We start from the raw sequence: 24,048 nt of genomic DNA on the forward strand, positions 1-24,048 counted from the left end.
TCCTTCTGAAGTTTCAGTTCACGTAGTCGAGCCAGGCGTCGTACTTGGGGTCCCTGCCGTTCGCGATGTCGCTGAACTTGGCATGGATCTTCTGGGAGACCTCTCCGGGCTTCCCGTCCCCGACGGTGCGTCCGTCGATGCTGGTGACGGGGGCGACCTCGGCCGCGGTCCCGGTGAGCCAGACCTCGTCGGCGGTGGTCAGCTGGAACCTGGTGACAGGGCACTCGCAGACCTCGTAGCCGAGGTCCTTGGCAATTTGGATGATGGACGCGCGGGTGACTCCCTGGAGGATGCCCTCGGCCGCGGACGGGGTGTAGACCTTGCCGAACTTGTACATGAAGATGTTCTCGCCGGTGCACTCGGCAACGTGCCCCTGCCTGTTCAGCATGACGGCCTCGTTGGCGCCCTGGCGGATGGCCTCCCTCTTGGCGAGGCAGCTGGCGACGTAGGACCCGTTGACCTTGGCTCCCGCCGGGCCGCAGAGGTAGTCGGGCCTCTGCCACGAAGAGGTGATCAGCTTGATGCCGGCGTCGGCGTTCTTGCCGAGGTAGGCGCCCATGTTGATGCAGGTGATGGCGAACGAAGCGGGGACGCCGACGGGGTTCAGGCCGACCTCCTCTCCGGAGAGGAAGACGCAGGGCTTGACGTAGTCGACGTTCTTGTTGGCGCGGACGGCCTCCTTGATGGCGTCCATGACCATCTGGTAGGTGTACTCCTTCCCCTCGAAGACGAGGTCGATGCCCATGAGCTTGCAGCCGTCGACCAGCCTCCTGGCGTGGTCCTTGAGCCTGAAGATGGCGGGGCCCTTGGGGGTGTTGTAGACCCTGATGCCCTCGAAGACGCCGGTACCGTAGTTGAGGGCATGGGCGAGGACGTGGACCTTGGCATCCGCCCACTTGACAAGCTTTCCGTTCATCCAGATGTATTCGCATTTTTCCATAGGATTCCCTCAGTGACACACATTTCAGAGCGCGTTCAGGGCCTTGACGTACTTGTCAGGCTCGGAGCGCGCGATGATCTCCTCGACCTGGTCCGACCCGCCGACGACGCCGACGTTCCCGTTGGAAGTGGAGATCAGCGCGTAGGCCGACTGCCCCTCCTCGGGGACGAGCTCGCAGCCGTAGACGTCCTGGAGCTTCTGGAGCCTTCCCATGGCCAGCTCGGCCTCGCCCCTGTCGATGACGGACAGGACCATCCTGGACTTGCCGGGGACCTCGCATTTCCCGACCACGATCGTCTCGACGTTGATCTTGTTGCGGGTGAACTCGCCCATGACTCTCTGCATGACGCCGAACTCGTTCTTGACGATCAGGGATATGACATACATGTGGGTCAACCTGCGGCGGATTAAGGCATCGTCCTATTTACTATGTGCGCGCGATTAATCGCGTTATCTGTTCGGTGCCGTCCGCCGACGTTCCCCAGGATCTCGTCCGCGGCATCGGCGAAGGTGAAAGTGCCAGATACGCGGATGCAGCGCATCCCGAGCCTCCTGCCGAACTCCATGTCCCCGTCGCTGTCCCCGACCATCCAGCACTTGGACGGATCGAGGCCGAGGTCCGAAACGGCCCGCAGGCCCATCCCGGTCGCCGGCTTGCGGCAGGAGCAGTTCTCGTCAGGGCGGTGGGGGCAGAAGTAGACCGCATCGATGCGGCCGCCCGACGATTCCGATATCTGCCTCATGAGCTCGGCGTTCACCGCTTCCATGTCCTCGACGGTGAACATGCCGCGCCCGATGCCGGATTGGTTGGTCACCATCACTACGGGGAGGCCGGCGTCGTTGAGCCTCCTCACCGCGGCCGGAACCCACGGATAGACGTGCATCTTCGCCGGGTCGCCGTTGTGGGGGACGTCCGGGCAGAGGGTGTCGTCCCTGTCTACGAGGACCGCCGCTCGCCCGAACATCTTCTTCTCGACGATCCCGCACATGATGTGGCAGGCGGCCAGGTAGCCTTCCTGGATATGCGCCGTGTCGGTGCTGGGTATGATGACCGCTACGTCGGCGATGTCCTTGAGCTTCCCGCCGGGGCCGGTGAAGGAGAGGGTCCTGCTGCCGAGCTCCTTGGCCCTCTCGAGGGCGAGGATGACGTTCTTCGAGTTGCCGGACGTCGACATGCCGACGACGGCGTCGCCGGGCCTGGCGAACGCCTCGACCTGCCTCTTGAAGACGATGTCGTAGCTGTAGTCGTTGCCGATCGCGGTGACCGGTGCGATGTTGGACAGGCATACCCCCGCCATGGCAGGGCGCTCCATCTTGTACCTGCCGGACAGCTCAGCGGCGATGTGCTGGGCATCGGCGGAGGACCCGCCGTTGCCCATGAAGATCGCCTGGCCCTTGCCTTTCAGCGCTTCGTAGACCAGCTCCGCCGCGGCCTCGATCTGCCTTGGGTCTATGCCCAGGATGGCCTCGGAGCTCTTCCTCAGCTCTTCGACGATACCGTCAGTCATATCTGCTTCTCCATGAGATCACGCCCTCGGGCTCGAACTGGAAGTCGGTGACATCGGCGCCCGCCTTGGCAAGGGCCTTCGATACCTGGGGCTTCTTATCGTACTTCGTGACGAAGTACATGAACCCTCCTCCTCCGGCTCCCGAGACCTTCCCGCCGATGGCCCCCGCTTTGATGGCAGTGTCATAGAGGCTGTCGATCTCCGGGTTGGAGACCTTGTCGGAGAACATCTTCTTGTACTGCCAGGACTCGCCGAGGAGATTGCCCACCTCGTCGATGTCGCCGTGCCTGAGCGCGGAGCGCATCCTTATGGCGATGTCCTTGGCCTTGTCTAAGGCCGCGTCGTTCTTGCCCTCTTTGTACGATTTGATCTGGGTATCGATGACTGCGGCGGAATCGTGGGTCATGCCGGTGAAGCACATGACCGAACGGCACTGGAGCTCGTAGATTATGTCCTGCGGGATCTTGGCGGGGAGGACCGCCACCCCTCCGCTGTCGAACCTCAGGGAGTTGAAGCCGCCGAAGACTGCCGCGTACTGGTCCTGCTTGCCCCCTTTGAGGCCTATGACCTCTCTCTCCAGGTGGTATGCCAGGGCCGCCATCTCGAGCTTGGACATGTCGACGTCCCGCCAGTTGGCGATGGCCCCGATCATCGAGACAATCATGGTCGACGACCCTCCTAGACCGGACCCGGCGGGGACGTCGGAACGGATGCTCATGTCGAACCCTTCGGTCACGCCGAAATGGTTGGTCACGGCCTTGATAAGGTCCATGTTCCCGTCCAGAGGGAGCGGTCCGTCGCCGAGGGGGGCCTTGTAGCGGCCGTAGTACTCGGAGTTGACCGTCATGGTGTTGTCCTTCCTCGGCTTCAGCGTGCTGTACGCATACTTGTTGATGGTGGTGTTGAAGACGTAGCCTCCCTTCTCCGAGGCATAGGGCTCAACATCGGTCCCGCCTCCAGCCAGGCCTATCCTGAGGGGCGCCCTGGACCTGATGATCTCTACCATTCACTCCGACCGTCCTGTGACTTTCTCGTTCTCTCCGACCACAGTGCCGTCGCCGAGGACGGCGTCGGTGACGACGCAGCCCCGGCCGAGGGTGCAGCCCTCGCCGATGACGGAACGCTCGATATGCGCCCCGTCAGCGCGGCAACCTTTCATCAGCAATGTGCCAGATATGTACGAATCGTTGATAGTGCATCCCTTGCTTATAACAGATTCGCAGACTTCCGAACGTCTTAGGAAGGCATCATCGCCTATATAGAACCTGCCGGAGATCTTCGATCCGCTCACCCTGCTCTCCCACCCCGGCGCCGGATGCACCCTGCCGGCCATCTCGAGGTTCATCCTTATGAGGTCGGCCGGGACGCCGATGTCGGTCCACGGGCCCGGGGAGACGTAACCTGTCAGGCGCTCGCCGTGCGAGAGCAGGAGGGGGAACAGGTCCTTGGAAAAATCGAAGAACGTGCGCGGCGGGACGTACCCCAGCACCCGGCGCTGGGCGATGTACACCCCGGTGTTCACCAGGTCGGAGATCTCCTCCCCCGGGCGGGGCTTGTCCTGGAACTCCGCGATCCTCCCGTCGGCGTCCGTGCGGACGACCCCGTACCTGCTCGGATCGCTGACCTTGGAGAGGGACACCGTCGCCGCCGCGCCTGATGAGAAATGCGCATCCTCCATAGCGAGGATGTCGACCGAGGTCAGCGTATCCCCGTTGGCAGCGGCGAAGACCGGGTCCAGGCGGTCCTCCAGCAGTTTCAGCGCCCCTCCGGTGCCCATGGGCGACTCTTCATCGGAATAGGTCAGCTCCACGCCCATGTCGGACCCGTCCCCGACGGCCGCCGCCAGCAGGTCGGACTTGTAGCCGCAGGCCATTATGACCTCGCGCACGCCGGCAGAGGCCAGGGAACCGATGAGGTACTTTATGAAGGGCCTGTCGAGGATCGGCATGGCAGGCTTGGGGCGTGTGAGCGTCAGCGGCAGGAGGCGCGTCCCCTTCCCTCCGACGAGGACGACGGCCTGCTTCACTCTCGGGGCCATGGTTTGCGATGCTCCAGCCCGTATTAATATTCACAGGTGGGCCATGCGGACCACATTGGTGCCGACTGGCACATCCAGTGACGAGGCCACCGGGATGCATTTGGCGCGGAGCAGATGGGCCACCGGGAGCGGCAGCTCCATCTCCGACAGAGACTCGTAGTTGGCCATCCCCTTGGCGATCATCACGCCGGCGGAGGACATCTCCTCCCTGAGCTCCGGCGGCATCAGCCTGTCGGAGAACCCGATGCAGAACCCTCCTGTGTCGAGGATCCCGTCCATGTCGCGGTCCAGGCCTATGCGCAGGGCGTCCTCCCTGGTCACGTCGTTGAGGATGGGCGCTCCGCGCACGATCCCGATGACCCTCTTCCCGTCCGACCTCATCTCGCGCATGAGGAGGCGGTCGAACTCGTCCTCCCCGCAGTTGTCGAACGCATAGAGGACGGTCTCCGATGACCCCACGATCTTCTCCAGCTCAGGCGTCTGGTCGGAGCCCACCCCCTGGTCCAGGAGGGACTGGAACATCTCCCCGAAGCGGTCGGGGCTGTCGATGGCTATGCCGGACCCGAAATCCATGATGTTCCCGATTATCGAGACCCTCACGGCGGCGGCGAAGCGGTCGTCTGACGAATCGATGAAATCGGCGGCGGCCGGGACATAGCGGGCGGCCACCCTGTCCGCCTCCTCCTTCATGGCGCGGTAGGGATCGGCGGTGCCCATCGCCCTGTACGCGGCGGAATGGGCCTCGGTCGCCAGCTCCGCGGAGCATGCGTCCGGCGAGAAGCCCGCGGCGTACGCCTTCACTGCGGCGTCCATGGCCGCGAACTCGGTGCCGTTGCCGGCGAGGCGGGCCTGGAAGAGGACCCTCTTCAGAAGGCAGGGGACGCAGTCGGCACGGACCTTCATCTGAACCTCCCGCTCATGTCCGGGCCGGGGATCTTCTTGTAGAGGAGATGCGCACGGTAGAACAGGCCGCCGGCGTAGACGAACGCGTAGAACACGATGAACACGTCGAGGTACCCGAAGAGCGCGAAGAACGGGATCAGGAACAGCATGTTGGTGAACGGGAAGGGGCTGAAGGGGATGACCTTCTTGTAGAACGACTTGTGCCTGACGTACTCCCCTTCCATGCCGGTGGTCCCGGCATTGGTGACCAGCTGGTTCTCCGGCATGATGCGGTTGTAGATGTTCCCCACGTCGATTATGAGCACCATGCTGGTCCCGGCGATGCAGCCGAGGAACAGGTAGACGGCCGGGTCGAAGCTGAACCCGAAGATGCTGTCCATCCCCCACCTGTAGGCCCAGTAGCCGAGGCTGAACATGAGCAGCGGATAGGTCAGGCGGTGGTTGAAACCATCGATGTAGTCTCCGCGCCCCGACTTGAGGTTGGTGTAGCGGGCCAGCGATCCGTCGGCGCAGTCCAGGGCATATGAGATGACCCAGCCGATCCCGCCGAGCACATTGATCCAGCGGTCGTCCGTCCAGAAGCAGAAGCAGCTGAAGAACATCAGGCATCCCCAGAAGATGGTCAGCTGGTTCGGTGTGACGCGGGTGTGCACCAGGAGCCTGACGAAGAGGCTCCCGAGCGGGATGTAGAAATAGTTCTCCGATGCGTTGTTGGACTCATCGTGGTTGAGCGCTTCCTCGAGCCTCTTCTTATCGACTGCCACGCTTATGAGCATCGGCGATGCCGATTTAAGTATTGCCTTATCCCCGGGGCAATCTGCGGGATCGCGGACGGGATGTCTGCGGCATTCGGCATGTCCAATGTGCCAGATACGGGAACGTCCCCTTCCGGAGACATGCCGCCGGGCCTCACGAGAGGATGCCTTCTGGACGGTGTCCCAACCCCGTCGTATTTTAATACAGGAACCATTATCGTACGCACATGGCTAACGAAAAGATTTGCTCTTCCTGCGGGAAGAGGCTTATCGGGCACGGCAACACCTTCTTCAAATGCCCCAACTGCGGACAGGTCGAGATCGGCAGGTGCGCCGAGTGCCGCGACCAGAAAGTCCCCTACAAATGCCCCAACTGCGGATTCTGCGGACCTTGAGGTGAATCCATGGGACAGATCGTCAGCACCTACGACATCCTGCCGGAGAGCACCGACATCGACCTGAAGAAGATCATGGCGGACCTTCCGAACATCATCCCCAAGGGCGTCAAGCTCATCGAGGAGGACACCAAGATCGCCCCCGTTGCCTTCGGTCTCATGAAGATCGTGGCTGCCTTCGTCATCGATGACAGCATCGAGACCATCGGCGGCGACCTCGAGAACGCGCTCACCTCGATCCCCGGGATCCAGAACGTCGAGTGCGTCTCTTCCACCAACTACTGAAACCTTCAGGGGCCGGAAGGCCCCTTCCCATCTTTTCGCTGTTCGGAACGTTCCGGAACGGCCGTTCTTTCTGTTGAAAATATCAGTTGGCGTTCAGTGCTTGGGGCCCAGGGCCTTCCTGAACACCCTGCCGTCGGTCCGCATGTACGTCTTCCCGTCATGCTTGTAGAAATGGCGGATGTAGAACCTGATCCCCCAGTGGTACACCGACGGGAAATGGAAGCAGCCCCAGCCCTCGAAGCCCCTGAGATACTTCTTCCGCATCTCGGCGAACTCCGGGCTCCTGACATACTTCACGAAGCTCGCCCTGTCCATGTGGCCGGCCGAGCGCATCTTCATGTAAGCATTGCTGCGGAGGACCTCCACCCTCGCCGACGGGTCCTCGATGCCCTCAGCGGTCACGTCCGCGGCGCAGTAGGCCCTGACCTCGTCCCTTCCGCGCCTGTCGGCCTTGGACGGGTCGGAGGTGAGGGACCCGGTGTTCCTGCGGTAGGCGTACATCGGGCGGAGGGACACCGTGACCGTCCCGCAGACAGCCAGTAGGCGGTAGGTGAACTCCACATCCTCCGCCAGGGAGTCGCTGAAGCGCAGGCCGGCGCCCTCGATGACCGATCTCTTCGCGAACTTCGACCAGGCCGTGACCGGCACCGCCGCCTTCCTCATCAGCCTCATGCAGGCGGACGCCGGCATCGTGTAGACGCCGTAGGAAACGGCCATCATCCTCTCCGGGACCTTCCCGCCGGGGCCGGCGTTGACGGCGTTGAAGATCACCAGGTCCGAGCGCTCCTTCTCGGCCAGGCCGATGCAGCTCTCCAGAAGGTCCGGGACGAACCAGTCGTCCACATCCAGGAACCATACGTACTCCCCGCGGGCATGGGCGAGGCCGAGGTTCCTGTTGCCGGCGAGATGGGTGCCCTCCTTCAGGGAGAAGAGCGAGAAACGGGGATCGCCGGCGGCCGCGGACACGGCCGCCTCGGAGCTGCCGTCGGTGCTGGAGGCGTCCACGCAGATGAGCGCTTCGAAATCCCTGAAGGTCTGGGACTTCAGGCAGCCTATGCATTCCCCGATATAATCCGCCCCGTTCTTCACGGGAACGATGACCGAAACCTTCGGGGCGCGTCCGTTTTCCTGCATTTCGGGCTTCCCCAAAGGCTGGCTGTATTTAAATTGCGGAGGGGCCTCGGCCCCTCCTCCGCCCGTCACTGAGCGGGCTCTTCGTACTTCCTGATGAATCCCTGGTCCATCATGGCGCGGGTCAGCTTCCTGGACCTGCCTATGATGGCCGCGGCGCGCTCGTACTCCTCCTGGTAGGTGGTCTTCTTCCTGGCCAGGCCCTGCTCGCAGGCCTTGACGGCGACGGCGGCAGCCTCGCGGGCGAAGACGTCCTCCTCGGACATATTGGGCACGATGTACTCGGCGCTGAGGCCCTTCTCCTCGGCGCACTTGGCGAGCTCGGTGGCCGCCGCGATGCACATCTCGTCGGAGATGGACTTGGCCCTCACGTCGAGCACTCCCCTGAAGATGGCAGGGAAGCCCATGGAGTTGTTGACCTGGTTGGGGAAGTCGGCCCTGCCGGTGGCGAACACCTTGCAGCCGTGCTCCTTGGCCTCCCAGGGCCACATCTCGGGGACGGGGTTGGCGGTGGCAAACACGATGGGGTCGTCGGCCATGCCGTCGATGTACTCGGCGGGGATGGTCCCGGGCCCGGGCTTGGAGGCGGCGATGACGATATCGGCGCCCTCCATGGCCTCCTTGATGCCTCCCTTCTTACCGGCTCCGTTGGTCTTCTCGGCGATCATCTTCTTGAGGCGGTGGGCATCATCGATGTCGTCCCTGTCCATGTTCAGGATCCCCTTGGAGTCGCACATGCAGAGGTGGTCCGCGCGGAACCCGGTGCCGAGCAGGAGCCTGGCGGTGGCGATGGAGGCGGCGCCGGCGCCGACGATGGCGATGTTGGCGTCCTCGAACTTCTTCCCGACGAGCTTGAGGGCGTTGATGGCACCGGCGACCTCGATGGTCGCGGTACCCTGCTGGTCGTCGTGCCATACGGGGATCTTGCAGTCGGCCCTGAGCTCATCGAGGATATCGAAGCACTTGGGGTTGGAGATATCCTCGAGGTTGATGCCGCCGAAGGAGGGGGCGATGAGCCTGACGGTCTCGATGATCTTGTCAGGGTCCTTGGTGTCGAGGCAGATGGGGACGCAGTCGACGCCTCCCAGGTACTTGAAGAGCATGGCCTTGCCCTCCATGACGGGCATGGCGGCCTCGGGGCCGATGTCTCCGAGACCGAGCACGCGGGTACCGTCGGATACCACCGCGACGGTGTTCCACTTGCAGGTGTGCTCGTACACCATCTCGGGGTTCTTCTCGATGTCCTTGCAGGGCTCCGCCACTCCGGGGGAGTACCAGATGGAGAAATCATCGAAGTTCCTGATGCATGCCTTGGGGACGGTCTCGATCTTGCCGCCGTAGTACTTGTGCATGATCATGGCGTCCTTCCCGGGCTTGGCGGCCAACTCCAGGCGCTGCTCCGGGGTGAGGTCCTCGTACCTCGGCTTCTTGGGCTGCTCGCTGCCGGCGCTCTCGCCGGACTCCTTCTTCTTGAACTTGTCCATGAAACTCATGTCCACACCTTCTTCTTCGAAATTCGTATGAATTTCTGCGAACTTTCTGTCCCGTCGATATGACTTCACTTATTAATATTGTTGTGAATACGAGCCTTATCCGGCATCCCGGGAGCGCATAATGCTGACTGCAGCCGTCATTCCCTTTATACTTCAGAGTACTAGAGGCGCGCATGAGCAGGACAACCAAGGCGGCCATCATCGACGGGTACATCGATGACCCCGCCGCACTGGGGGTGCCGCCCTATATCTCCCCCATGATCAGGGCCGTGGCCGGTGCTGCGAAAGACGCAGGGTGTTCTACGGAATACGTCACTATTGACATGATCCGCGGAGGACGTGCGCCGCCCGACGCCGACGTGACCGTCCTGCTGTCCGGCAACACCGTCCCGGGGAAGTACCTCAGGTCGATGCCGATGTCCCTGAAGGAGATCAGGGAGATCTCCCCCAAGCTCTCGGGCCTCACGGTCATCGGGGGATCGTCGGCGTTCGCGCCGGATGCCCAGAGGTTCGACCGCCGCATAAGAGGAGACCTCGCCGCCGCGGTCAGCGACATCCTGCACGGGAAGGAGCCCACCGGCCGCTGGAGGACGCTTGACGAGTGGAACAGGTGGATGCTCCTGGGCGCCGACATAGCTGCGAGCCACCAGGACTTCCCGGACCCCCTCGAGGCGGAGATCGAGACCTACCGCGGATGCCACCGCTGGAAGTCCGGGGGATGCTCGTTCTGCGTAGAGCCCTCCAAAGGGCGGCCCCTCACCAGGGAGCCTGCCGACATCCTCGCGGAAATACGGAGGCTCAGGGAGATCGGCGTGAGGAACATCCGCATCGGAGGGCAGACGGACATCATCTCCTACGGAAGCTCCGACGATGACTCTGGATGCCCCCGCCCGAACCCGGAAAAGGTACGCGAGCTGTTCGAGGGAATAAGACAATTAGGTTTTGACAACGTCAGCGTGGACAATGCCGACCCAAATGTGATCTCCACATATCCCGAAGAATCGGAGGAGATCGTCCGCATCCTCGCGGAAACCTGCTCGTCCGGCAACGTCCTCGCCCTCGGGCTCGAATCGGCCGATCCGGAGGTCGCCCGTCTGAACAATCTCAACTCGACCGCGGAAGGAGTGCTCGAGGCCGTCCGCCTGATCAACCGCGTCGGAGGCGGAAGGGGAGAGAGCGGGATGCCGAAGATACTCCCGGGCATCAACATCATCTGCGGGCTGGACGGCGAGACCGCGGCCACCTACGAGGCCGACCTCGCCCTGCTGAGGAGGATCCGCGACGAAGGGCTCCTGCTGAGGAGGATAAACATCCGCCAGGTCATCCCGTCCCGCAGGCCGTTCGACGTCAAGGTGAACGAGAAGAGGTTCAAGAAGTTCAAGGAGACCGTGCGCGAGGAGATCGACCGCCCCATGCTGGAGCGCATGGTTCCTGCGGGCACCGTCCTCAGAGGGGTCATGGCCGAGCTGCATGACGGGAACATAACCTTCGGCCGCCAGGCAGGCTCGTACCCCCTGCTGGTCGGCATCCCGTACAAGATCGAGCTCGGGAAGCGTTACGACGTCGCCGTCATCGGCTGGGGCTTCCGTTCGGTGACAGGCATCACCTATCCGTTCAACATCAACACCATGCCTATGTCGGCCTTGTCCGCCCTCCCCGGGATCGGGAAGAAGAGAGCGGCATCCATCGCCGCCAAGAGGCCGTTCAGCGGCCCGGACGACCTCTCCCGTGCCGTGGACGACCCCCGCGTCATACAAGGTCTAAAAACCATGATAACATTCGAATGAGGCGATCAAAATGGTCGATTCCCTCCGTGCCGCAAGATATCCGTTCGTCTCCGACGCGGCCGCGTTCATCGACGCGAACGGCGTGAGCATAGAGGACCTCCTGGTCTCCCCTATGTACGCCGATGCCCGCCGCCGGGGGATGGAGAGGGTCATGGGGGCGCTGAAGAAGCATATGATTGAGGACGTCCCCCTGAACGTGTCGAGGGATTCCGAGAACTATGTGCATCTGATAGAGATCCTGTCGTACGGGTATGCCAGGATGATCGTGTCAGACATCAACGACCGCCTCCTCACCAAGAGGTACGCCCTCGCCGAGGCCGAGCGCGTGAACAGGATCCTCGAGGACGATGCCGAATCGATCGACGCCATTTCCTCGGAGCTGGACATCAGCGAGCACGTCAATCCGGACAACACCGTGAGCATACATTTCGCCGACTACCTGCGCTACTCCGTGGCCATCGGCGCGGTCGAATGGAAGCTGATAAACCGCGATGTGAGGAACGGGTTCGTCATCATACCCAGGAAGGATTTCGGAAGGCTGGTGCAGAACGCGTTCCTCAGGAGGCTGGAGTCCGAGATCCCCCTGAATCTGACGGACAGCATGAAGAAGATGCTGTCGAAGAACTCCCAGCATGTCCGCCTGGCTCTGGCGGACCTGAAGGCCTCCCTCAGCCCGACCGGCGGGAAGGGCATCGACAACGACTGCCTGCCGCCCTGCATCAAGGCCATCATCAAGATGGCGCAGACAGGTCAGAACCTCCCCCACAGCGCCAGGTTCGCCCTGGTCTCGTTCATGCACGCGATGGGCGCGGACTACGATCAGATAATCTCTATCTTCGCAGAATCCCCGGACTTCGACGAGAGCAAGTCGAAGTACCAGATAATGCACATCACCGGCGAGCTGAACGGCGGGGAGGGGTACACCCCGCCCGGGTGCGGAGCGATGAAGACGGAGGGGATCTGCTTCAATCCTGACGGGCTCTGCGAGAAGGTGAAGCACCCTCTGAGCTATTACCGGCTCAAATCGCGCGATCTGAACTTCGTCAGGAAGCCCGAAGAAGGGAAAGACGGAGAGGGGAAGAAGGAGCGAATCACTCCTTCTTCCCTGCCTCCCCGCCCTCCTGCCCGGCAGAACGCTCGGCCTCGCCGAGGTTGCGCCAGGTCATGAGCACGCGCTGCACCGCGGTCAGGTTCCCGACCACGGCGAAATAGAGCATCATGAGCTCGATCAGGGACATCGCGTGCCCGAAGACGTCGAAGGTGTCCTCCCATACCGCGGACATGATGAACTGGAATATGGGCACGGCGAAGCACAGGACGACCCTGTCGGCCCTGCCGAGAAGGCCGTCGTAGAGCCTCTTGGCGCCGACCGCCTGCGCCTGGGTCCCCATGTAGGACGTCAGCAGGACGCCGACGATAGCGAGCATGCCGATGTAGTCGTTACACCATCCGCAGAGCGCGAACGGCACGATCATGAACATGTCCGCGTACCTGTCGAAGACGTGGTCCAGATAATCGCCCTTGACCGAGCATTTCCCGGCCAGCTTCGCTATCTTGCCGTCCAGGGCATCGAAGTACCCTGATACCAGCACCAGAATCGCTCCCAGAAGGAGCAGCCAGTGCTCGTCGTAGCTGAAATAGAACACGACGCCGCAGATGAGCGCCGTGATCAGCCCGAGCCAGGATACCGTGTTCGGGTTGACGTTGATGAAGCGCCTCGCAACCGGTGCGATGAAGGGGTCTGCTTCTCTCCTGTGCTTGTCTAGAACCATTCTTCCATCTCCCCTGACCAGTCCACGTTCCCGGGCCTATAAATATCCCCGTTCCCGCGGACGATTCTCTCTATTATGTCGGCCGCCTCCGCGGGGGTGCCGCGGGTGCAGTCTATCTCGTTCACCGGGATGTCGGTGTCCGTGCTCTCGCACAGGATGACGTCCAGCACCTCGGCCTGCACGTTCTCGAGCACCTTGCCGTCCGAGTAGCCGCGCTTCCTGAGCCTCTCGGCGAGGACGGCGGGATCGCACCTGAGGACGATTATCCTGGAACAGTCGCACTGATGTGCCAGATGGGAATCCATGAACACGATCGAGTCCTTGCTCCGGTACGGCTCCAACGAGTCGTTGAGGGCATCCATGTCCACGTTGTAGGTGTCGCGGAGGACGTCCCTCTCCCCGAGCAGCCCGTACTCCCGGAGATGCCTGTTGATGTCCACCACCTCGTAGCCGCGCTTCCTCAGCTCCTCCGACACAGAGGTCTTCCCCGTCCCGGGAGTCCCGGTTATCGCTATCAGCGGCGTCTCAATCCCTCATGTATCCCTTGGCGCGCTCCTCGACCATGTCCCAGGTGGGGGTGTTGGTCAGGGCGCCGGTCTTCTCGAGGACGAACGACGATACCGCGGCGGCCAGGACCAGGCTCTCCTTCTCAGAATATCCGTGGTAGAGCCCGGAGTAGAACCCGGCCCTGAAGGAGTCCCCGCAGCCGGTGGCGTCCACCGCAGCGGCCCCTTTGACCGCCGGGATCCTGAAGATCTCGCCGTCGATGGAGGCCGTGCTCCCCTCTTCGCCGTCCGTGCGCACCACCAGCCTGGGGCCGATGTCGAACACCGACTTAAGACCCAGGCGCTCCTCGATGGCCTTGGCCTCGAAGGAGTTGCAGAAGAAGATGTCCGACGTGTCGGCGAGCTTCCTGAGGTTCTCCTTCACCCACCTGCGGTAGGTCTCCTGCGACGGGTCGCCGGCCACCTTTATCCCTTCCGCGCGCAGCTTCCTGGCCAGGGCGATGTAGTAAAGAGGCTCCCCGGTGCAGAAGTGCACATGCTCTGAGTTCATGGCGTTGCGGGACAGGTCGATGCCCGTCTTGATGATCTCCGCCTGCGGGCCCTGGTAGAAGATGACCTTCTGCCTCAGGCCGCTGTCGTTCATGATGATGCACGATGATGTCTCGTAACCGTCCACCGGTATGATCTCGTCGTCGATCAGGCCGCTGTCCCTGATCTCGTCCCGGTACACCTGGGGAAGGTCGGGGCCCACCAGCGCGGCCAGCGCCGTGGGGACGCCCAGCCGGGCCGCCGTTATGGCTATATTGGTGCCGGTGCCGCCGAGCGTCGTCTTCTTCGAAAGGATGTCCACAGTCTCGTTGAGGGCGGGAAAGTGGGGTATGGAAACGATCTGGTCTATGGTGACGTGGCCGAAAACTGTCAGGAAAGGCTTCATCTCATTCGCTCCTGCGTCCGTCCGCCTCGGTGTACTCCCCGGATACGACCTTGGCGTAGACTTCCTCTATGGCGGGCAGATGGATGTCCCAGTCATAGAACTTCGCCCGCTCGGCCGATGCTCTGGCCAGCTCCTCGCATCTTTCCCTGTCCTCGAAGAGGGCGTTCATGGCATCCGCGAGGGCGGCGGCATCCCCTCTCGGGACCGCCACCCCGGCATCGCCGACGGTCTCCTTCAGGCCGGCGGCGTCGGAGCAGACGATGGGCCTTCCGCGCGCCATGAGCTCCTCGGCCGCCAGACCCAGGCTCTCGAACATCGACGGCATGACGAAGAACCGGCAGCTTCCCATGAGCTCCCGTTTCTCCTCGTCGGAGACGAACCCGCGCATCTCCACCCTATCCTCCAGGCCGTACTTCGAGATGAGCCTGCGCAGCTTCTTCTCCTCCGGCCCCTTGCCGCAGACGATCAGCCGGTGGTCCACCTGCTTCATGGCCTCCATCAGGACGCCGAGGCCCTTGGTGGCCACGAGCCTTCCCAAGCTCAGAGCGAAGTCTCCGCTGCCGCTGCCGGGCTCGACCGGGCGGTCGAGGCAGGTGGGCACGGCGGTGACGTAGCGCTCCGGGTATCCGCGGGCGATGAGGTCGTCCCTCACGGCCCCGCTGACGGCTATGATGTGGTCGAACGACCTCAGCGAGGAATCGAAACGGGAATCGTTGATCCTCGACAGCGCGCCTGCGATCCCCATGCCCTCGCCCCACATGTTATGGTAGGTGAACACCTTCTTCCCGTCGTAGGCGCGCATGGCCTTGGTGTAGCTCGGCGCCCAGCGGTAGTTGAAGTTGACGACGTCCGGGTCCAGCGACTCCACCGCCTCCCCGACCCCTTTCGATGAGATGTAAGGCGGGTTGTACAGCTTCAGCTGCCTCGACTTCAGGCGGATGATGCGGTACCCCTCGGTCTTCTCCTCCTCCGGGTCGTCTTCGGAGAGCCTGCCGGTGACCACCGTCACCTCGTGCCCTTCGGCCGCCAGCCGGACGGCCGTGTCATGCATCCTGCGCTCGATGCCGCCTTTGTACGGATAATAGAACGGATTGACATCAGCGATCTTCATCGCATCATCTCCCGGGAACGGGCTCCTCCGCTCCCGAACCTATGGCCGACCGGTACGCTTCCAACAGCCTCTCGGTGGTCGGCCGGATGCCGTACGAGAGAGCGGTCGCCCTCCCGGCCTCCCGGACCTCGGGAGGAGCATCGAGCGCTTTCTCTATCGCAGCGGCGCATTCCTTCTCCGTGAGGCCGAACAGGTACCCGTTCTCCCCGTCGCGGATAAAGTCCGCGAACGCCCTGCCGTTGCCGCAGGCGACCGGCAGGCCGCAGGACATCGCCTCCTGCACCGTGAACCCCTGGGTCTCGAAGACGGACGCGGACGCGAAGCAGTCGGCCGAGGAATAGCAGGCGACGAGGTCGGCGCCTGTCTGATAGCCGGTGAAGAACACCCTGTCCTCCACCCCGGCTGAATGTGCCAGCTCCTTCAGGCCGTCCAGTGCCGGGCCCTGCCCGACCACCATGAGGACCGTGTCCCGGGGGAGGAGGGCCATGCTCCTGACCAGCAGGTCGGCGTTCTTCTCGAAGGACACCCTCCCGACGGTGATGACCTCCCGGGCGCCCTCCGGGATGCCGAACCTCTTCCTGGCCTCCGCGCCCGCCGCCGGATCGCGCGAGAAATGGTCCGTGTCTATCCCGGTGGGGACGACCTCCATGCGTCTGGGACGTGCCTTCAGGTTCTCGGTGACCTCCCGTCCGGCGGACGGGGTGGGGACGAGGACCGCGGCGGGGCGCTTCAGCAGCTGCCTCAGGTACACGGAGGCGAGCTTCACGAGCCAGCTCTTCGGGAGCCTGATCGGGGAGTACTTATCGATGACGTCGGTCACGAGGGTATCGTAGGTGAGGACCACCGGGACGCCTGTCTTCCTGGACGCCCAGAGGGCCTTGACGGCCATGAAGGCGATGCCGCGCACATGGATCACGTCGGGGCGGAGCTCCCTTATGAGGGCGGCGGTCCGGGAACGGTAGAACGGGACATAGTACCCCGGATAGGAGCTCAGCTCCTTCGCTTTGAAGTAGTATACCCCTTCCTCGCGGTGCTCCGGGCCGGGGTCCGGCGCGATGACGAAGACCGTATGCCCCAGGGCCTCCAGGGCCGCGCGCGTGACCACAACGGCCGTGGCCACCCCGTCTATCGTCGGGCGGTAGCTGTCGGTCATTATGGCGATGCGCATGCTTCAGGTTCCTTCCTGCCAGCTGTGGATGTAATCGTACTGTTCCTTGGTCTGGACGTCGATCTTTATCCCGAGGGAGGCCAGCTTTATCCTGGCTATCTCTGTGTCGATCTCCTCCGGGACGCGGAAGACCCCGGGGGCCATCTCGTCGTGGTGCTGCACCATGTAGACTATGCCCATGGCCTGGGAGGCGAACGAGGTGTCCATGATCTCGGCGGGGTGCCCCTGGCCGGCGGCCAGGTTCATGAGCCTGCCCTCGGCTATGAGGTAGAGCTTCCTGCCGTCCTTCATAACATATCTGTCGACGAAGTCCCTGGCCTTCTCCTTGGACACCGACATCTCCTCCAGGTCCTTCTTGGAGATCTCGTTGTCGAAGTGGCCGACGTTCCCCATGATGCACCCGTCCTTCATGACGGCCAGAGCATCGCGGGTGACGATGTCCTTGCATCCGGTGACGGTCATGATGATGTCGGCGGTCTTGGCGGCCTCGGCCATGGGCATGACATCGAAGCCGTCCATGCGGGCCTCGATGGCCTTCACCGGGTCGATCTCGGTGACGGTGACGAGCGCCCCGAGCCCCTTGGCGCGCATGGCGATGCCCTTGCCGCACCAGCCGTACCCGGCGACGACCAGGCGCTTCCCGGCCACGATGAGGTTGGTGGCCTCCATCCATCCGTCGAAGGCGCTCTGCCCGGTCCCGTAGCGGTTGTCGAAGAGGTACTTCATCTTCGCGTCGTTGATATCCATGACAGGGAACTCGAGCTTGTGCTGGGCGGCCATGGCCTTCAGCCTGACCACGCCGGTGGTGGTCTCCTCGTTCCCTCCCTTGATGCTCTTCAGCACCTCCCTGCGGGAGGTGTGGGCCATGGTGATGAGATCGGCCCCGTCGTCGATGACGTAGTCCGGGCCGATGTCGAGCACCGCGTTCAGGTTCGCGTAGTACTCCTCCTGGCTCTCCCCTTTCTTGGCGTGCACGTCGAGCCCGTACTCCTCGCGGAGGGCCGCGGCCACCGAGTCGTCGGTGGAGAGCGGGTTGCAGCTCGCGAGGCAGATCTTCGCGCCGGCATTGGCCAGCGTGACCGCCAGCATCCCGGTCTTGGCCTCAGTGTGGAGTGCCATGCCTATCTTCAGGCCCTCGAGGGGCCTCTCCCTGCGGTAGCGCCTGTCCAGCTCCTGGATGACCGGCATGTGCTCGTACGCCCATCTGAGCCTCAGGCTCCCTTTTTTCACAAGTTCGTCCATTTTCTTCCCTTCCGGTCATTCCTTGCTGAACTCTGACATGAGGTATCCGCAGATGGCCTCGATCTCCCCTTCGCGGGTCTTCCGCGCTGAATACGAGGATATCAGCGCGTCGATCTCCGCGTCCTTCCCCCTGAGCTCCTTCACGTAGGCGGTGATGTTCGCCAGCGCCCTGGAGATCTCGTCGGAGATGGGCACGGTCGCCATTCTCGAGGTCCTCGACAGGGGGTTGAGATCGAGCGAGATGACCTTCTTCCCCATGGCCACGAGGGCCTCCGCGCGGTCGCCGTCCTCGATGGGGACCACGATGACGTCGCTGCTCCCGACCCCTTCCTGCGTGCAGAGGGCGCGGTCGTGGTTCAGCCCGGGGATCCTCGTGTCAGGGTCCCTCCCGAGGACGTTCTTCGCGCCCTTCGACTCCATGTACGAGATGAGCTTCTCCATCCGTTCCGGGGTGCGGTGGAAGAGGTTGACCTCCATCTTGGCCGGGACCGCCTCGGCAAGGGCGATCAGGCCCTCGGGGTCCAGGACCACCGAGTTGCCGTTCATGCACACGACGGGGTTCTCCGCCCTCAGAAGCATGGCGGCGGCCACCTTCTCGGCATGCCTCGCGGGCTCCGTGGTCCTCTCCCCCATGAGGTAGTCGAACGCCTCTCCCCTGCCCTGGGATATCAGCCCGGTGGGGTCGGCCATTCCCTCCTTCACGCCCTCGGCGAGCTTCTCCCTCGTCACGAGCGATTTGTAGCGCGGATGATCCTTCGGAATAGAAGACACAGCCGTTGAATGAGGGTGCGCCTATTATAATTGCGCGTGCGAAGAACACATCGCAGCGCAGGATGCCCGAAGTATTGTCATTATTCGATGCGCTCTATGACAATAGACAGCAGGGAAGCCGATGCCCTCCCGATGCAATGGCATCGAGAGCTGGAAATACAGGGTGGGCAGCAGAACACCTCTGAGTCACGGCTTCCGAACCAGAACACTCCGTCGAAACGCGAATCTCTTTTGACGCATATCTCATACTTTTGGACATCAGTAAATTCCCTGAGGATCATTGCAACACCGCAGTCCGTCAGTTGTTTGTTCGCACACCTCTGCTATGGGATGTATGCTGGATCGGCTCACAGGCAGCCGGAATCCAGCATGTTCGAAGATTTGCCATTCTTCTGAATACCGTCTTTTTGAATGTTCAGTTCGGCCGGATAATGATTGCATATCCTGAGTCACGGGTATTGCAATGCATGCGCTTCATATGCCGTGTTCAATGATTCAATCCCCATGACGGAGCGGCATTCGGTCTGGATTCAAAATCTGAAAAAGGCCCCGCAAAACGGGGCCGAAAAGGTTTGCGCCGGACTCTTCAAGGCCTGATTACATTATAGTGCACGGCGGCGACGGCCCCGGCTACGAACAGCACGATCAGGATCGCTGTGGCCAGCGCGAGCAGAGCGATGCCGGCTCCCGCTCCGTCGTCCTTCTCCCACTGGGCGTAGAGGACCAGGTCCGCGGTCAGGTCGGAGATCTCCGCGCCGTCGGCGTACGAGGTCCCGCTGCCGTCGGCGGCGGTGTTCCATCCGGCGAAGGAATAATCGTCCCTGGTGAATCCGTTGGCGGTCAGGGCCTTGGCGGCCTCGCCGTAGGTGACCTGCATGGAAGCGGTCGTTCCAGAGGTGCTGCCGTTGCCGTCGAAGGAAACGGTGTAGGTGTCAGCGGTCCACTGGGCGTAGAGAGTAAGATCAGACAAAAGGTCGGAGACCGAAGACCCGTCGGCATACGAAACTCCTCCTCCGTTCGCCTGAGTGTTCCAGCCGGTAAAAGTATAGCCGGTCTTGGTGAATCCGTTGGCGGGGAGAGTAACCTCACCGGCACCGTAAGTCACGGAGACCGATGGAATACTACCGGAAGTGCTTCCGTTGCCGTCGAACGTGACAGCATAGGTGTCTGCAGTCCACTGAGCATAGAGTGTGAGGATGGAGGTCATGTCGGCTATCTCGTCGCCTGCGGCGTACGAGGTGCCTTCTCCGTCAGCCTGGGTGTTCCAGCCGGCGAAGCTGTAGCCGGTCCTGGTGAATCCATTGAGTGAAACGGCCAATGTGCCCCCGTACTCAACGTTCTGCGCGTCGGTAGAGCCTCCGTCAGCGCCGTTCCCATCGTACGAGATCGTATAGGTGATGATTGTCCACTGGGCGTAGAGGGTAATGGCAGAGGTGAGGTCGGACACTGAGTCCCCGTCAGAGTAAGCAGTTCCTTCGCCGTCCGCCTGAGTGTTCCATCCAGAAAAGGTATAGCCAGTCTTGGAGAAACTGTTGGAAGTGAGGGTAACAGCCCCGGCACCGTAGGTCACGGAAACCGGGTCCATGGTCCCGGAGGTGCTGCCGTTGCCGTCAAACGTAACAGTGTAGGTGTTCGCGGTCCACTGGGCGTAGAGGATTATGGACTCAGTGAGATCGGACACCAGTGCCCCATCGACGAACACTGCGCCTTCGCCGTCAGCCTGGGTGTTCCAGCCGGAGAAGCTGTAGCCGATCCTGGAGAACCCATTGAGGGTGAGGGCCTTGGCAGCCTCGCCGTAGGTGACCTGCATGGAAGCGGTCGTTCCCGAAGTGCTTCCATTCCCGACAAAGACCACTTCATACGCGTTCGCAGTCCACTGAGCGTAGAGTGTGAAGGACGATGTCAGGTTCGAAACCTCCTGACCATCGGCGTATGCAGTGCCTTCTCCGTCTGCCTGAGTGTTCCAGCCGACGAAGCTGTAGCCGATCTTTTCGAAATTGTTGAGAGTCAGGGCTACTGGGTCTGCGCCGTATGTTACATTGGTCGCCGAAGTGGCGCCGGACGTACTGCCGTTGCCGTCGAACGTGACGGTGTATGTGTTCGCGGACCACTGAGCGTAGAGGGCGAGATCGGACAGAAGATTGGAGACCGAGGTACCGTCGGCAAACGCCGTCCCTTCTCCGTTCGCCTGAGTGTTCCATCCCGTGAAACTGTATCCTGTCCTGGTGAAGCCGTTGGAAGTGAGGGTGACGGCCCCGGCATCGTAAGTGACCGAAATGGAAAGGGTGGATCCGCCGTCGGCACCGTTGCCGTCGAACGTGACGGTGTAGGTGTCAGCGGTCCACTGAGCGAAGAGGATGAGATCGGACAGGAGATTGGAGACCGAGGCGCTATCAGCATACGTTTCTCCTCCACCGTTCGCCTGGGTATTCCATCCGGTGAAAGTGTAGCCGGTCCTTGTAAAGCCGTTGGCTGTAAGAGCGACAGCTGCGGCATTGTAAGTGACGGAAACCGAAAGGGTGGATCCGCCGTCGCTCCCGTTCCCCTCGAAGGTCACAACATATGTGTCAGCAATCCACTGAGCGTAGAGAGTAATGGAAGACAGAAGATTGGAGATCAATGCCCCGTCATCATATGCATCGCCGTTTCCGTCAGTCTGGGTGTTCCATCCCGAGAAGGTGTATCCTGTCTTAGTGAAGGTATTGGCAGGAAGGGTAACAGCTCCCGCACCGTAGGTCACGGTGATCGAATCCATTGATGACCCGCCGTCGCTCCCGTTGCCGTCGAAAGATACTGTCTGATTAACCCCGGTCCACTTAGCGTACAGAGTTATGTTCGAGGTGATGTTGGAGATTGTGTCGCCTACGGCGTAGTCGGTGCCTTCGCCGTCCGCCTGAGTGTTCCAGCCGTTGAAAGTGTAGCCGGCCCTGATGAAGCCGTTGTCCGAGACCGTCAGAGAGCCACCGTACGAAACGGTCTGCGAAGATACCGAACCGCTGTCGCTGCCGTTGTCGTCGTAAGACAGAGTCTGGTATGCAAGAAGCGGATCGGATGCGGAATCCCTCTTCCATGTGTGACCGGAAAGGTTAGCGGCGGTAACATCAAGAGCAGCCCCATCGGATGTGTTCTTGAAAGTGCCCACGCCAGAGAATGCACTGCTGCCAATAGTAGTTACTGAATCCGGGATGTTGATAGACAATATTGCACTGCAATCGAAGAATGCGCTGATGCCGATTTCTTCAAGTCCATCTGGAAGGGTTACTGATGTGAGGGCGGTGCAATAATAGAATGCGCCACTGTTAATAATCCGTACTGAACTCGGAACTTCATATGTTGTCGATGCTGACTTTGCCGGATATTGAATCGGTTTCGTCATATCCTTGTCAAAGAGAACGCCGTCTGCGGAGCAGTATGATTCATTTTCGCTGCTGACTATAAACGATTCAATAGATGTGCATCCGAAAAATGCATAATCTCCGATTAACAACACCGATGATGGAATATTCACCGATGTGAGGGCTGTGTTAAGATAAAATGTGCCACCGTTAATAGCCGTGACTGTATATGAAGTGCCAGTGTCGGAATCGGTCGCTGTGCTCGGAATATCGGCAGATGTAATGCTGGTATCTGTTAGTCCGGTGACAGCGACGGTCGTTCCGTCCTCGTTCACTGTGTAAGTGAACGTTCTGTCGTTGAAAGTGTCTCCCGCAGCTGCATCCGAGTCTTCAGATGACGCCGACAGGCCTCCAATCGCGCAGCAGAGCAGCACGCAGACCGCGGCCGCGATGCCGATGATGAGCCGGCGAGTTCCCCGGCCGGCGGAGAGGAATTCACACCTTCCCATATGTCCATGTTCAAGATTGTTCATAGAACACCTCTGATTGTATATTGAAAATTGCAATCGATAGCCGATTGCCTAATCAAAACAATATTATTAGGTTCTATAACATTTCGTGTGGAATCGGGCAGAGGAGCAGGCTCATAATCGATCATGCGCATACGCACCTGTGTGCGCCAAAAGGAGCTGTAAGGCACCTTCGCCGAAGGGCGAAGGATGCGCCCCGATGACATTGGAGCAGTCGATGAAATTCATCCTCGGGGTGGAGACCGATCAGTGGAAAATAACGGCGATCCGGGGAGGAGTGGAGGATGACGTGAAGGTCACCCACATCGACATGGATTTCATCGGAGACCCCGGAATATGTCCGGAGTGCGGATGCAGACGTTCGATCCACGACGCCAGGGTCAGGGTATGGAGACATGCCAATCTGGACGATACCGTCTGCTACATCCATGCCGCGATACCGCGCTGCATGTGTCCCAAGTGCGGGAAGATAACCCAGGCGGACATACCCTGGGCGGATCAGCGCGTGAGCTATACGAAGAGGTTCATGGAGGCGGCCATCGAACATATGGCACAGATGTCGCTTGCAGCGGCATCGAGGCTTCTCAAGGTGTCCTGGAAGGTGCTGGACGATATAGTCGGGGCCGTTGTCGACCGCCATCTCGATTCCATGGACCTGTCCGGACTGAGGCGCATCCGTGTGGATGAGACGGCGGCGAAGAAGCACCATAAGTACATCACGGCAGTGACCGACGCCGATACCGGGGATATCGTGTTCATAACCAAGGGGAAGGATTCCGATACCATCAGGGAATTCGCTGTCTGGCTCTGTGAACATGACGGCGACCCGCGGGCCATCGAACTGATCGCCACGGACTTCGGCGATGCGTTCATCGCCGGCGCCAAAGAATATCTCCCCAACGCCGAGCCGGTCTACGACCCGTTCCATCTGGTCCAGATCGCCAACAGGCATCTGGACCGCGACCGCGCATCGACGCAGATCAACGGCCAGAGGAGGAAATCCGTCCGTTACGCGCTGCTGAAGAACCCCGAGAACCTCCGTCCGGATGAGATGCATGAGCTCATGGACATAACCAAGGACAACGAGCTTGTAGGTACATCCTATCAGATGAAGGAGTCCCTCAGGCAGGTGTTCGACTACTCATACGAGCAGATCGATCTGGCACGTGCCCATCTGGTCAGATGGGCGCAGTGGGCCGCAGAGGAAGGATCCGCGGGTTTCAGAGCATTGGCCAAGACCGTGAAGAAGCATCTCGAAGGGATATTGAAGGCCATAGAGACCGGCATCAACAACGGCTACCAGGAATCCCTCAACGGCAGGGTGCAGCTGTCCAAGGGATTGGCGAGAGGTTACGGGAAGGAGATGCGTCTCGGAAGGATAGTGTTCTTCCGCGACAGCTGCAGGTCGTTATGAGCCTGCTCCTCTGCCCGATTCCACACGAAA

The 24,048-nt window shown here is 61.4% G+C and carries 22 protein-coding genes; 5 read left to right on the plus strand and 17 right to left on the minus strand.

The features are described from left to right. Positions 1 to 13: 13 nt before the first annotated feature. The 7 genes from O8W32_05045 to O8W32_05075 are packed head-to-tail and all read right to left on the minus strand — an operon-like array spanning position 14 to position 6,153. The gene (locus O8W32_05045) at positions 14 to 940 is read right to left on the minus strand and encodes a branched-chain amino acid transaminase (protein WII08539.1); all 927 of its coding nucleotides are present in this window, start codon (positions 938 to 940) and stop codon (positions 14 to 16) included. 24 nt (positions 941 to 964) lie between these two features. After that, positions 965 to 1,327, minus strand: coding sequence for an acetolactate synthase (locus tag O8W32_05050; GenBank protein WII08540.1), 363 nt, complete (start codon positions 1,325 to 1,327; stop codon positions 965 to 967). A gap of 20 nt (positions 1,328 to 1,347) precedes the next feature. Then, on the minus strand, positions 1,348 to 2,448 hold the full coding sequence (locus O8W32_05055) for an HAD-IIIA family hydrolase (protein WII08541.1): 1,101 nt from the start codon (positions 2,446 to 2,448) through the stop codon (positions 1,348 to 1,350). Continuing rightward, positions 2,441 to 3,454, minus strand: coding sequence for a kinase (locus O8W32_05060; protein WII08542.1), 1,014 nt, complete (start codon positions 3,452 to 3,454; stop codon positions 2,441 to 2,443). Before O8W32_05060 ends, O8W32_05055 begins: the two co-directional genes overlap by 8 nt. Next, positions 3,455 to 4,486 carry an NDP-sugar synthase gene (locus O8W32_05065; GenBank protein ID WII08543.1) on the minus strand — a complete coding sequence of 344 codons (1,032 nt, stop codon included), beginning with the start codon at positions 4,484 to 4,486 and terminating at the stop codon, positions 3,455 to 3,457. Between the two features lie 30 nt (positions 4,487 to 4,516). Beyond that, positions 4,517 to 5,389 (minus strand): ARMT1-like domain-containing protein, encoded by an 873-nt coding sequence (locus tag O8W32_05070; protein WII08544.1) that lies wholly within the window; start codon positions 5,387 to 5,389, stop codon positions 4,517 to 4,519. Continuing rightward, positions 5,386 to 6,153 carry a CDP-alcohol phosphatidyltransferase family protein gene (locus tag O8W32_05075; protein WII08545.1) on the minus strand — a complete coding sequence of 256 codons (768 nt, stop codon included), beginning with the start codon at positions 6,151 to 6,153 and terminating at the stop codon, positions 5,386 to 5,388. The genes O8W32_05070 and O8W32_05075 overlap by 4 nt, the downstream gene beginning before the upstream one ends. A 218-nt stretch (positions 6,154 to 6,371) precedes the next feature. On the opposite strand from O8W32_05075, the gene O8W32_05080 reads away from it, so the two are divergent. Next, positions 6,372 to 6,539, plus strand: a complete 168-nt coding sequence (locus O8W32_05080; protein ID WII08546.1) for a zinc finger domain-containing protein — start codon at positions 6,372 to 6,374, stop codon at positions 6,537 to 6,539. Positions 6,540 to 6,548: 9 nt separating this feature from the next. After that, the gene (locus tag O8W32_05085) at positions 6,549 to 6,824 is read left to right on the plus strand and encodes a translation elongation factor EF-1beta (protein ID WII08547.1); all 276 of its coding nucleotides are present in this window, start codon (positions 6,549 to 6,551) and stop codon (positions 6,822 to 6,824) included. A 93-nt stretch (positions 6,825 to 6,917) separates the two neighbouring features. Here O8W32_05085 and O8W32_05090 read toward each other — a convergent pair whose 3' ends face one another. Then, positions 6,918 to 7,958, minus strand: coding sequence for a glycosyltransferase family 2 protein (locus O8W32_05090; protein ID WII08548.1), 1,041 nt, complete (start codon positions 7,956 to 7,958; stop codon positions 6,918 to 6,920). Positions 7,959 to 8,023: 65 nt separating this feature from the next. Further along, entirely contained in the window at positions 8,024 to 9,448 is a 1,425-nt protein-coding gene (locus tag O8W32_05095) for an NADP-dependent malic enzyme (protein ID WII08549.1), read from the minus strand. Positions 9,449 to 9,621: 173 nt separating this feature from the next. On the opposite strand from O8W32_05095, the gene O8W32_05100 reads away from it, so the two are divergent. Continuing rightward, positions 9,622 to 11,235: a radical SAM protein gene (locus tag O8W32_05100; protein WII08550.1), complete on the plus strand. Its 1,614-nt coding sequence runs from the start codon at positions 9,622 to 9,624 to the stop codon at positions 11,233 to 11,235. Positions 11,236 to 11,245: 10 nt separating this feature from the next. Then, positions 11,246 to 12,403, plus strand: a complete 1,158-nt coding sequence (locus O8W32_05105; GenBank protein WII08551.1) for a DNA primase large subunit PriL — start codon at positions 11,246 to 11,248, stop codon at positions 12,401 to 12,403. Here the strand turns inward: O8W32_05105 and O8W32_05110 are convergent. The 8 genes from O8W32_05110 to O8W32_05145 all read right to left on the minus strand — a co-directional run bounded on the left by O8W32_05110 (position 12,327) and on the right by O8W32_05145 (position 21,881). Then, the gene (locus O8W32_05110; protein WII08552.1) at positions 12,327 to 13,007 is read right to left on the minus strand and encodes a CDP-alcohol phosphatidyltransferase family protein; all 681 of its coding nucleotides are present in this window, start codon (positions 13,005 to 13,007) and stop codon (positions 12,327 to 12,329) included. The genes O8W32_05105 and O8W32_05110 overlap by 77 nt on opposite strands. Then, entirely contained in the window at positions 12,998 to 13,483 is a 486-nt protein-coding gene (locus O8W32_05115) for an adenylate kinase family protein (GenBank protein ID WII08553.1), read from the minus strand. Before O8W32_05115 ends, O8W32_05110 begins: the two co-directional genes overlap by 10 nt. A gap of 49 nt (positions 13,484 to 13,532) precedes the next feature. Next, a complete protein-coding gene (locus O8W32_05120) occupies positions 13,533 to 14,447 on the minus strand; it encodes a carbohydrate kinase family protein (protein ID WII08554.1) in 915 nt (304 codons plus the stop codon). A 1-nt stretch (position 14,448) separates the two neighbouring features. Beyond that, the gene (locus tag O8W32_05125) at positions 14,449 to 15,558 is read right to left on the minus strand and encodes a glycosyltransferase family 4 protein (GenBank protein ID WII08555.1); all 1,110 of its coding nucleotides are present in this window, start codon (positions 15,556 to 15,558) and stop codon (positions 14,449 to 14,451) included. Positions 15,559 to 15,562: 4 nt separating this feature from the next. Then, positions 15,563 to 16,726: a glycosyltransferase gene (locus tag O8W32_05130; GenBank protein WII08556.1), complete on the minus strand. Its 1,164-nt coding sequence runs from the start codon at positions 16,724 to 16,726 to the stop codon at positions 15,563 to 15,565. Positions 16,727 to 16,729: 3 nt separating this feature from the next. Continuing rightward, complete coding sequence (locus O8W32_05135; protein ID WII08557.1) at positions 16,730 to 17,968, minus strand: adenosylhomocysteinase; 1,239 nt, start codon at positions 17,966 to 17,968, stop codon at positions 16,730 to 16,732. 15 nt (positions 17,969 to 17,983) lie between these two features. Beyond that, complete coding sequence (locus O8W32_05140; GenBank protein WII08558.1) at positions 17,984 to 18,739, minus strand: 4-phosphopantoate--beta-alanine ligase; 756 nt, start codon at positions 18,737 to 18,739, stop codon at positions 17,984 to 17,986. Between the two features lie 586 nt (positions 18,740 to 19,325). Continuing rightward, positions 19,326 to 21,881, minus strand: a complete 2,556-nt coding sequence (locus tag O8W32_05145) for an InlB B-repeat-containing protein (GenBank protein WII08559.1) — start codon at positions 21,879 to 21,881, stop codon at positions 19,326 to 19,328. A gap of 922 nt (positions 21,882 to 22,803) precedes the next feature. Here O8W32_05145 and O8W32_05150 point away from each other — a divergent pair. Further along, positions 22,804 to 24,018: an ISL3 family transposase gene (locus tag O8W32_05150; protein ID WII08560.1), complete on the plus strand. Its 1,215-nt coding sequence runs from the start codon at positions 22,804 to 22,806 to the stop codon at positions 24,016 to 24,018. The last annotated feature ends 30 nt before the right edge of the window (positions 24,019 to 24,048 follow it).

It is taken from the genome of Methanomassiliicoccales archaeon LGM-DZ1 (assembly GCA_030168595.1).
Lineage (GTDB): Archaea > Thermoplasmatota > Thermoplasmata > Methanomassiliicoccales > Methanomethylophilaceae > Methanomethylophilus.

What these genes read in the sequence shown, in the direction of transcription:
- O8W32_05130 (WII08556.1), bottom strand. Translation starts at nt 16,726, where the DNA reads ATGCGCATCGCCATAATGACCGACAGCTACCGCCCGACGATAGACGGG.
- O8W32_05135 (WII08557.1), bottom strand. Translation starts at nt 17,968, where the DNA reads ATGGACGAACTTGTGAAAAAAGGGAGCCTGAGGCTCAGATGGGCGTAC.
- O8W32_05050 (WII08540.1), bottom strand. Translation starts at nt 1,327, where the DNA reads ATGTATGTCATATCCCTGATCGTCAAGAACGAGTTCGGCGTCATGCAG.
- O8W32_05095 (WII08549.1), bottom strand. Translation starts at nt 9,448, where the DNA reads ATGAGTTTCATGGACAAGTTCAAGAAGAAGGAGTCCGGCGAGAGCGCC.
- O8W32_05045 (WII08539.1), bottom strand. Translation starts at nt 940, where the DNA reads ATGGAAAAATGCGAATACATCTGGATGAACGGAAAGCTTGTCAAGTGG.
- O8W32_05080 (WII08546.1), top strand. Translation starts at nt 6,372, where the DNA reads ATGGCTAACGAAAAGATTTGCTCTTCCTGCGGGAAGAGGCTTATCGGG.
- O8W32_05070 (WII08544.1), bottom strand. Translation starts at nt 5,389, where the DNA reads ATGAAGGTCCGTGCCGACTGCGTCCCCTGCCTTCTGAAGAGGGTCCTC.
- O8W32_05060 (WII08542.1), bottom strand. Translation starts at nt 3,454, where the DNA reads ATGGTAGAGATCATCAGGTCCAGGGCGCCCCTCAGGATAGGCCTGGCT.
- O8W32_05055 (WII08541.1), bottom strand. Translation starts at nt 2,448, where the DNA reads ATGACTGACGGTATCGTCGAAGAGCTGAGGAAGAGCTCCGAGGCCATC.
- O8W32_05100 (WII08550.1), top strand. Translation starts at nt 9,622, where the DNA reads ATGAGCAGGACAACCAAGGCGGCCATCATCGACGGGTACATCGATGAC.
- O8W32_05085 (WII08547.1), top strand. Translation starts at nt 6,549, where the DNA reads ATGGGACAGATCGTCAGCACCTACGACATCCTGCCGGAGAGCACCGAC.
- O8W32_05065 (WII08543.1), bottom strand. Translation starts at nt 4,486, where the DNA reads ATGGCCCCGAGAGTGAAGCAGGCCGTCGTCCTCGTCGGAGGGAAGGGG.
- O8W32_05090 (WII08548.1), bottom strand. Translation starts at nt 7,958, where the DNA reads ATGCAGGAAAACGGACGCGCCCCGAAGGTTTCGGTCATCGTTCCCGTG.
- O8W32_05105 (WII08551.1), top strand. Translation starts at nt 11,246, where the DNA reads ATGGTCGATTCCCTCCGTGCCGCAAGATATCCGTTCGTCTCCGACGCG.
- O8W32_05120 (WII08554.1), bottom strand. Translation starts at nt 14,447, where the DNA reads ATGAAGCCTTTCCTGACAGTTTTCGGCCACGTCACCATAGACCAGATC.
- O8W32_05125 (WII08555.1), bottom strand. Translation starts at nt 15,558, where the DNA reads ATGAAGATCGCTGATGTCAATCCGTTCTATTATCCGTACAAAGGCGGC.
- O8W32_05110 (WII08552.1), bottom strand. Translation starts at nt 13,007, where the DNA reads ATGGTTCTAGACAAGCACAGGAGAGAAGCAGACCCCTTCATCGCACCG.
- O8W32_05150 (WII08560.1), top strand. Translation starts at nt 22,804, where the DNA reads ATGACATTGGAGCAGTCGATGAAATTCATCCTCGGGGTGGAGACCGAT.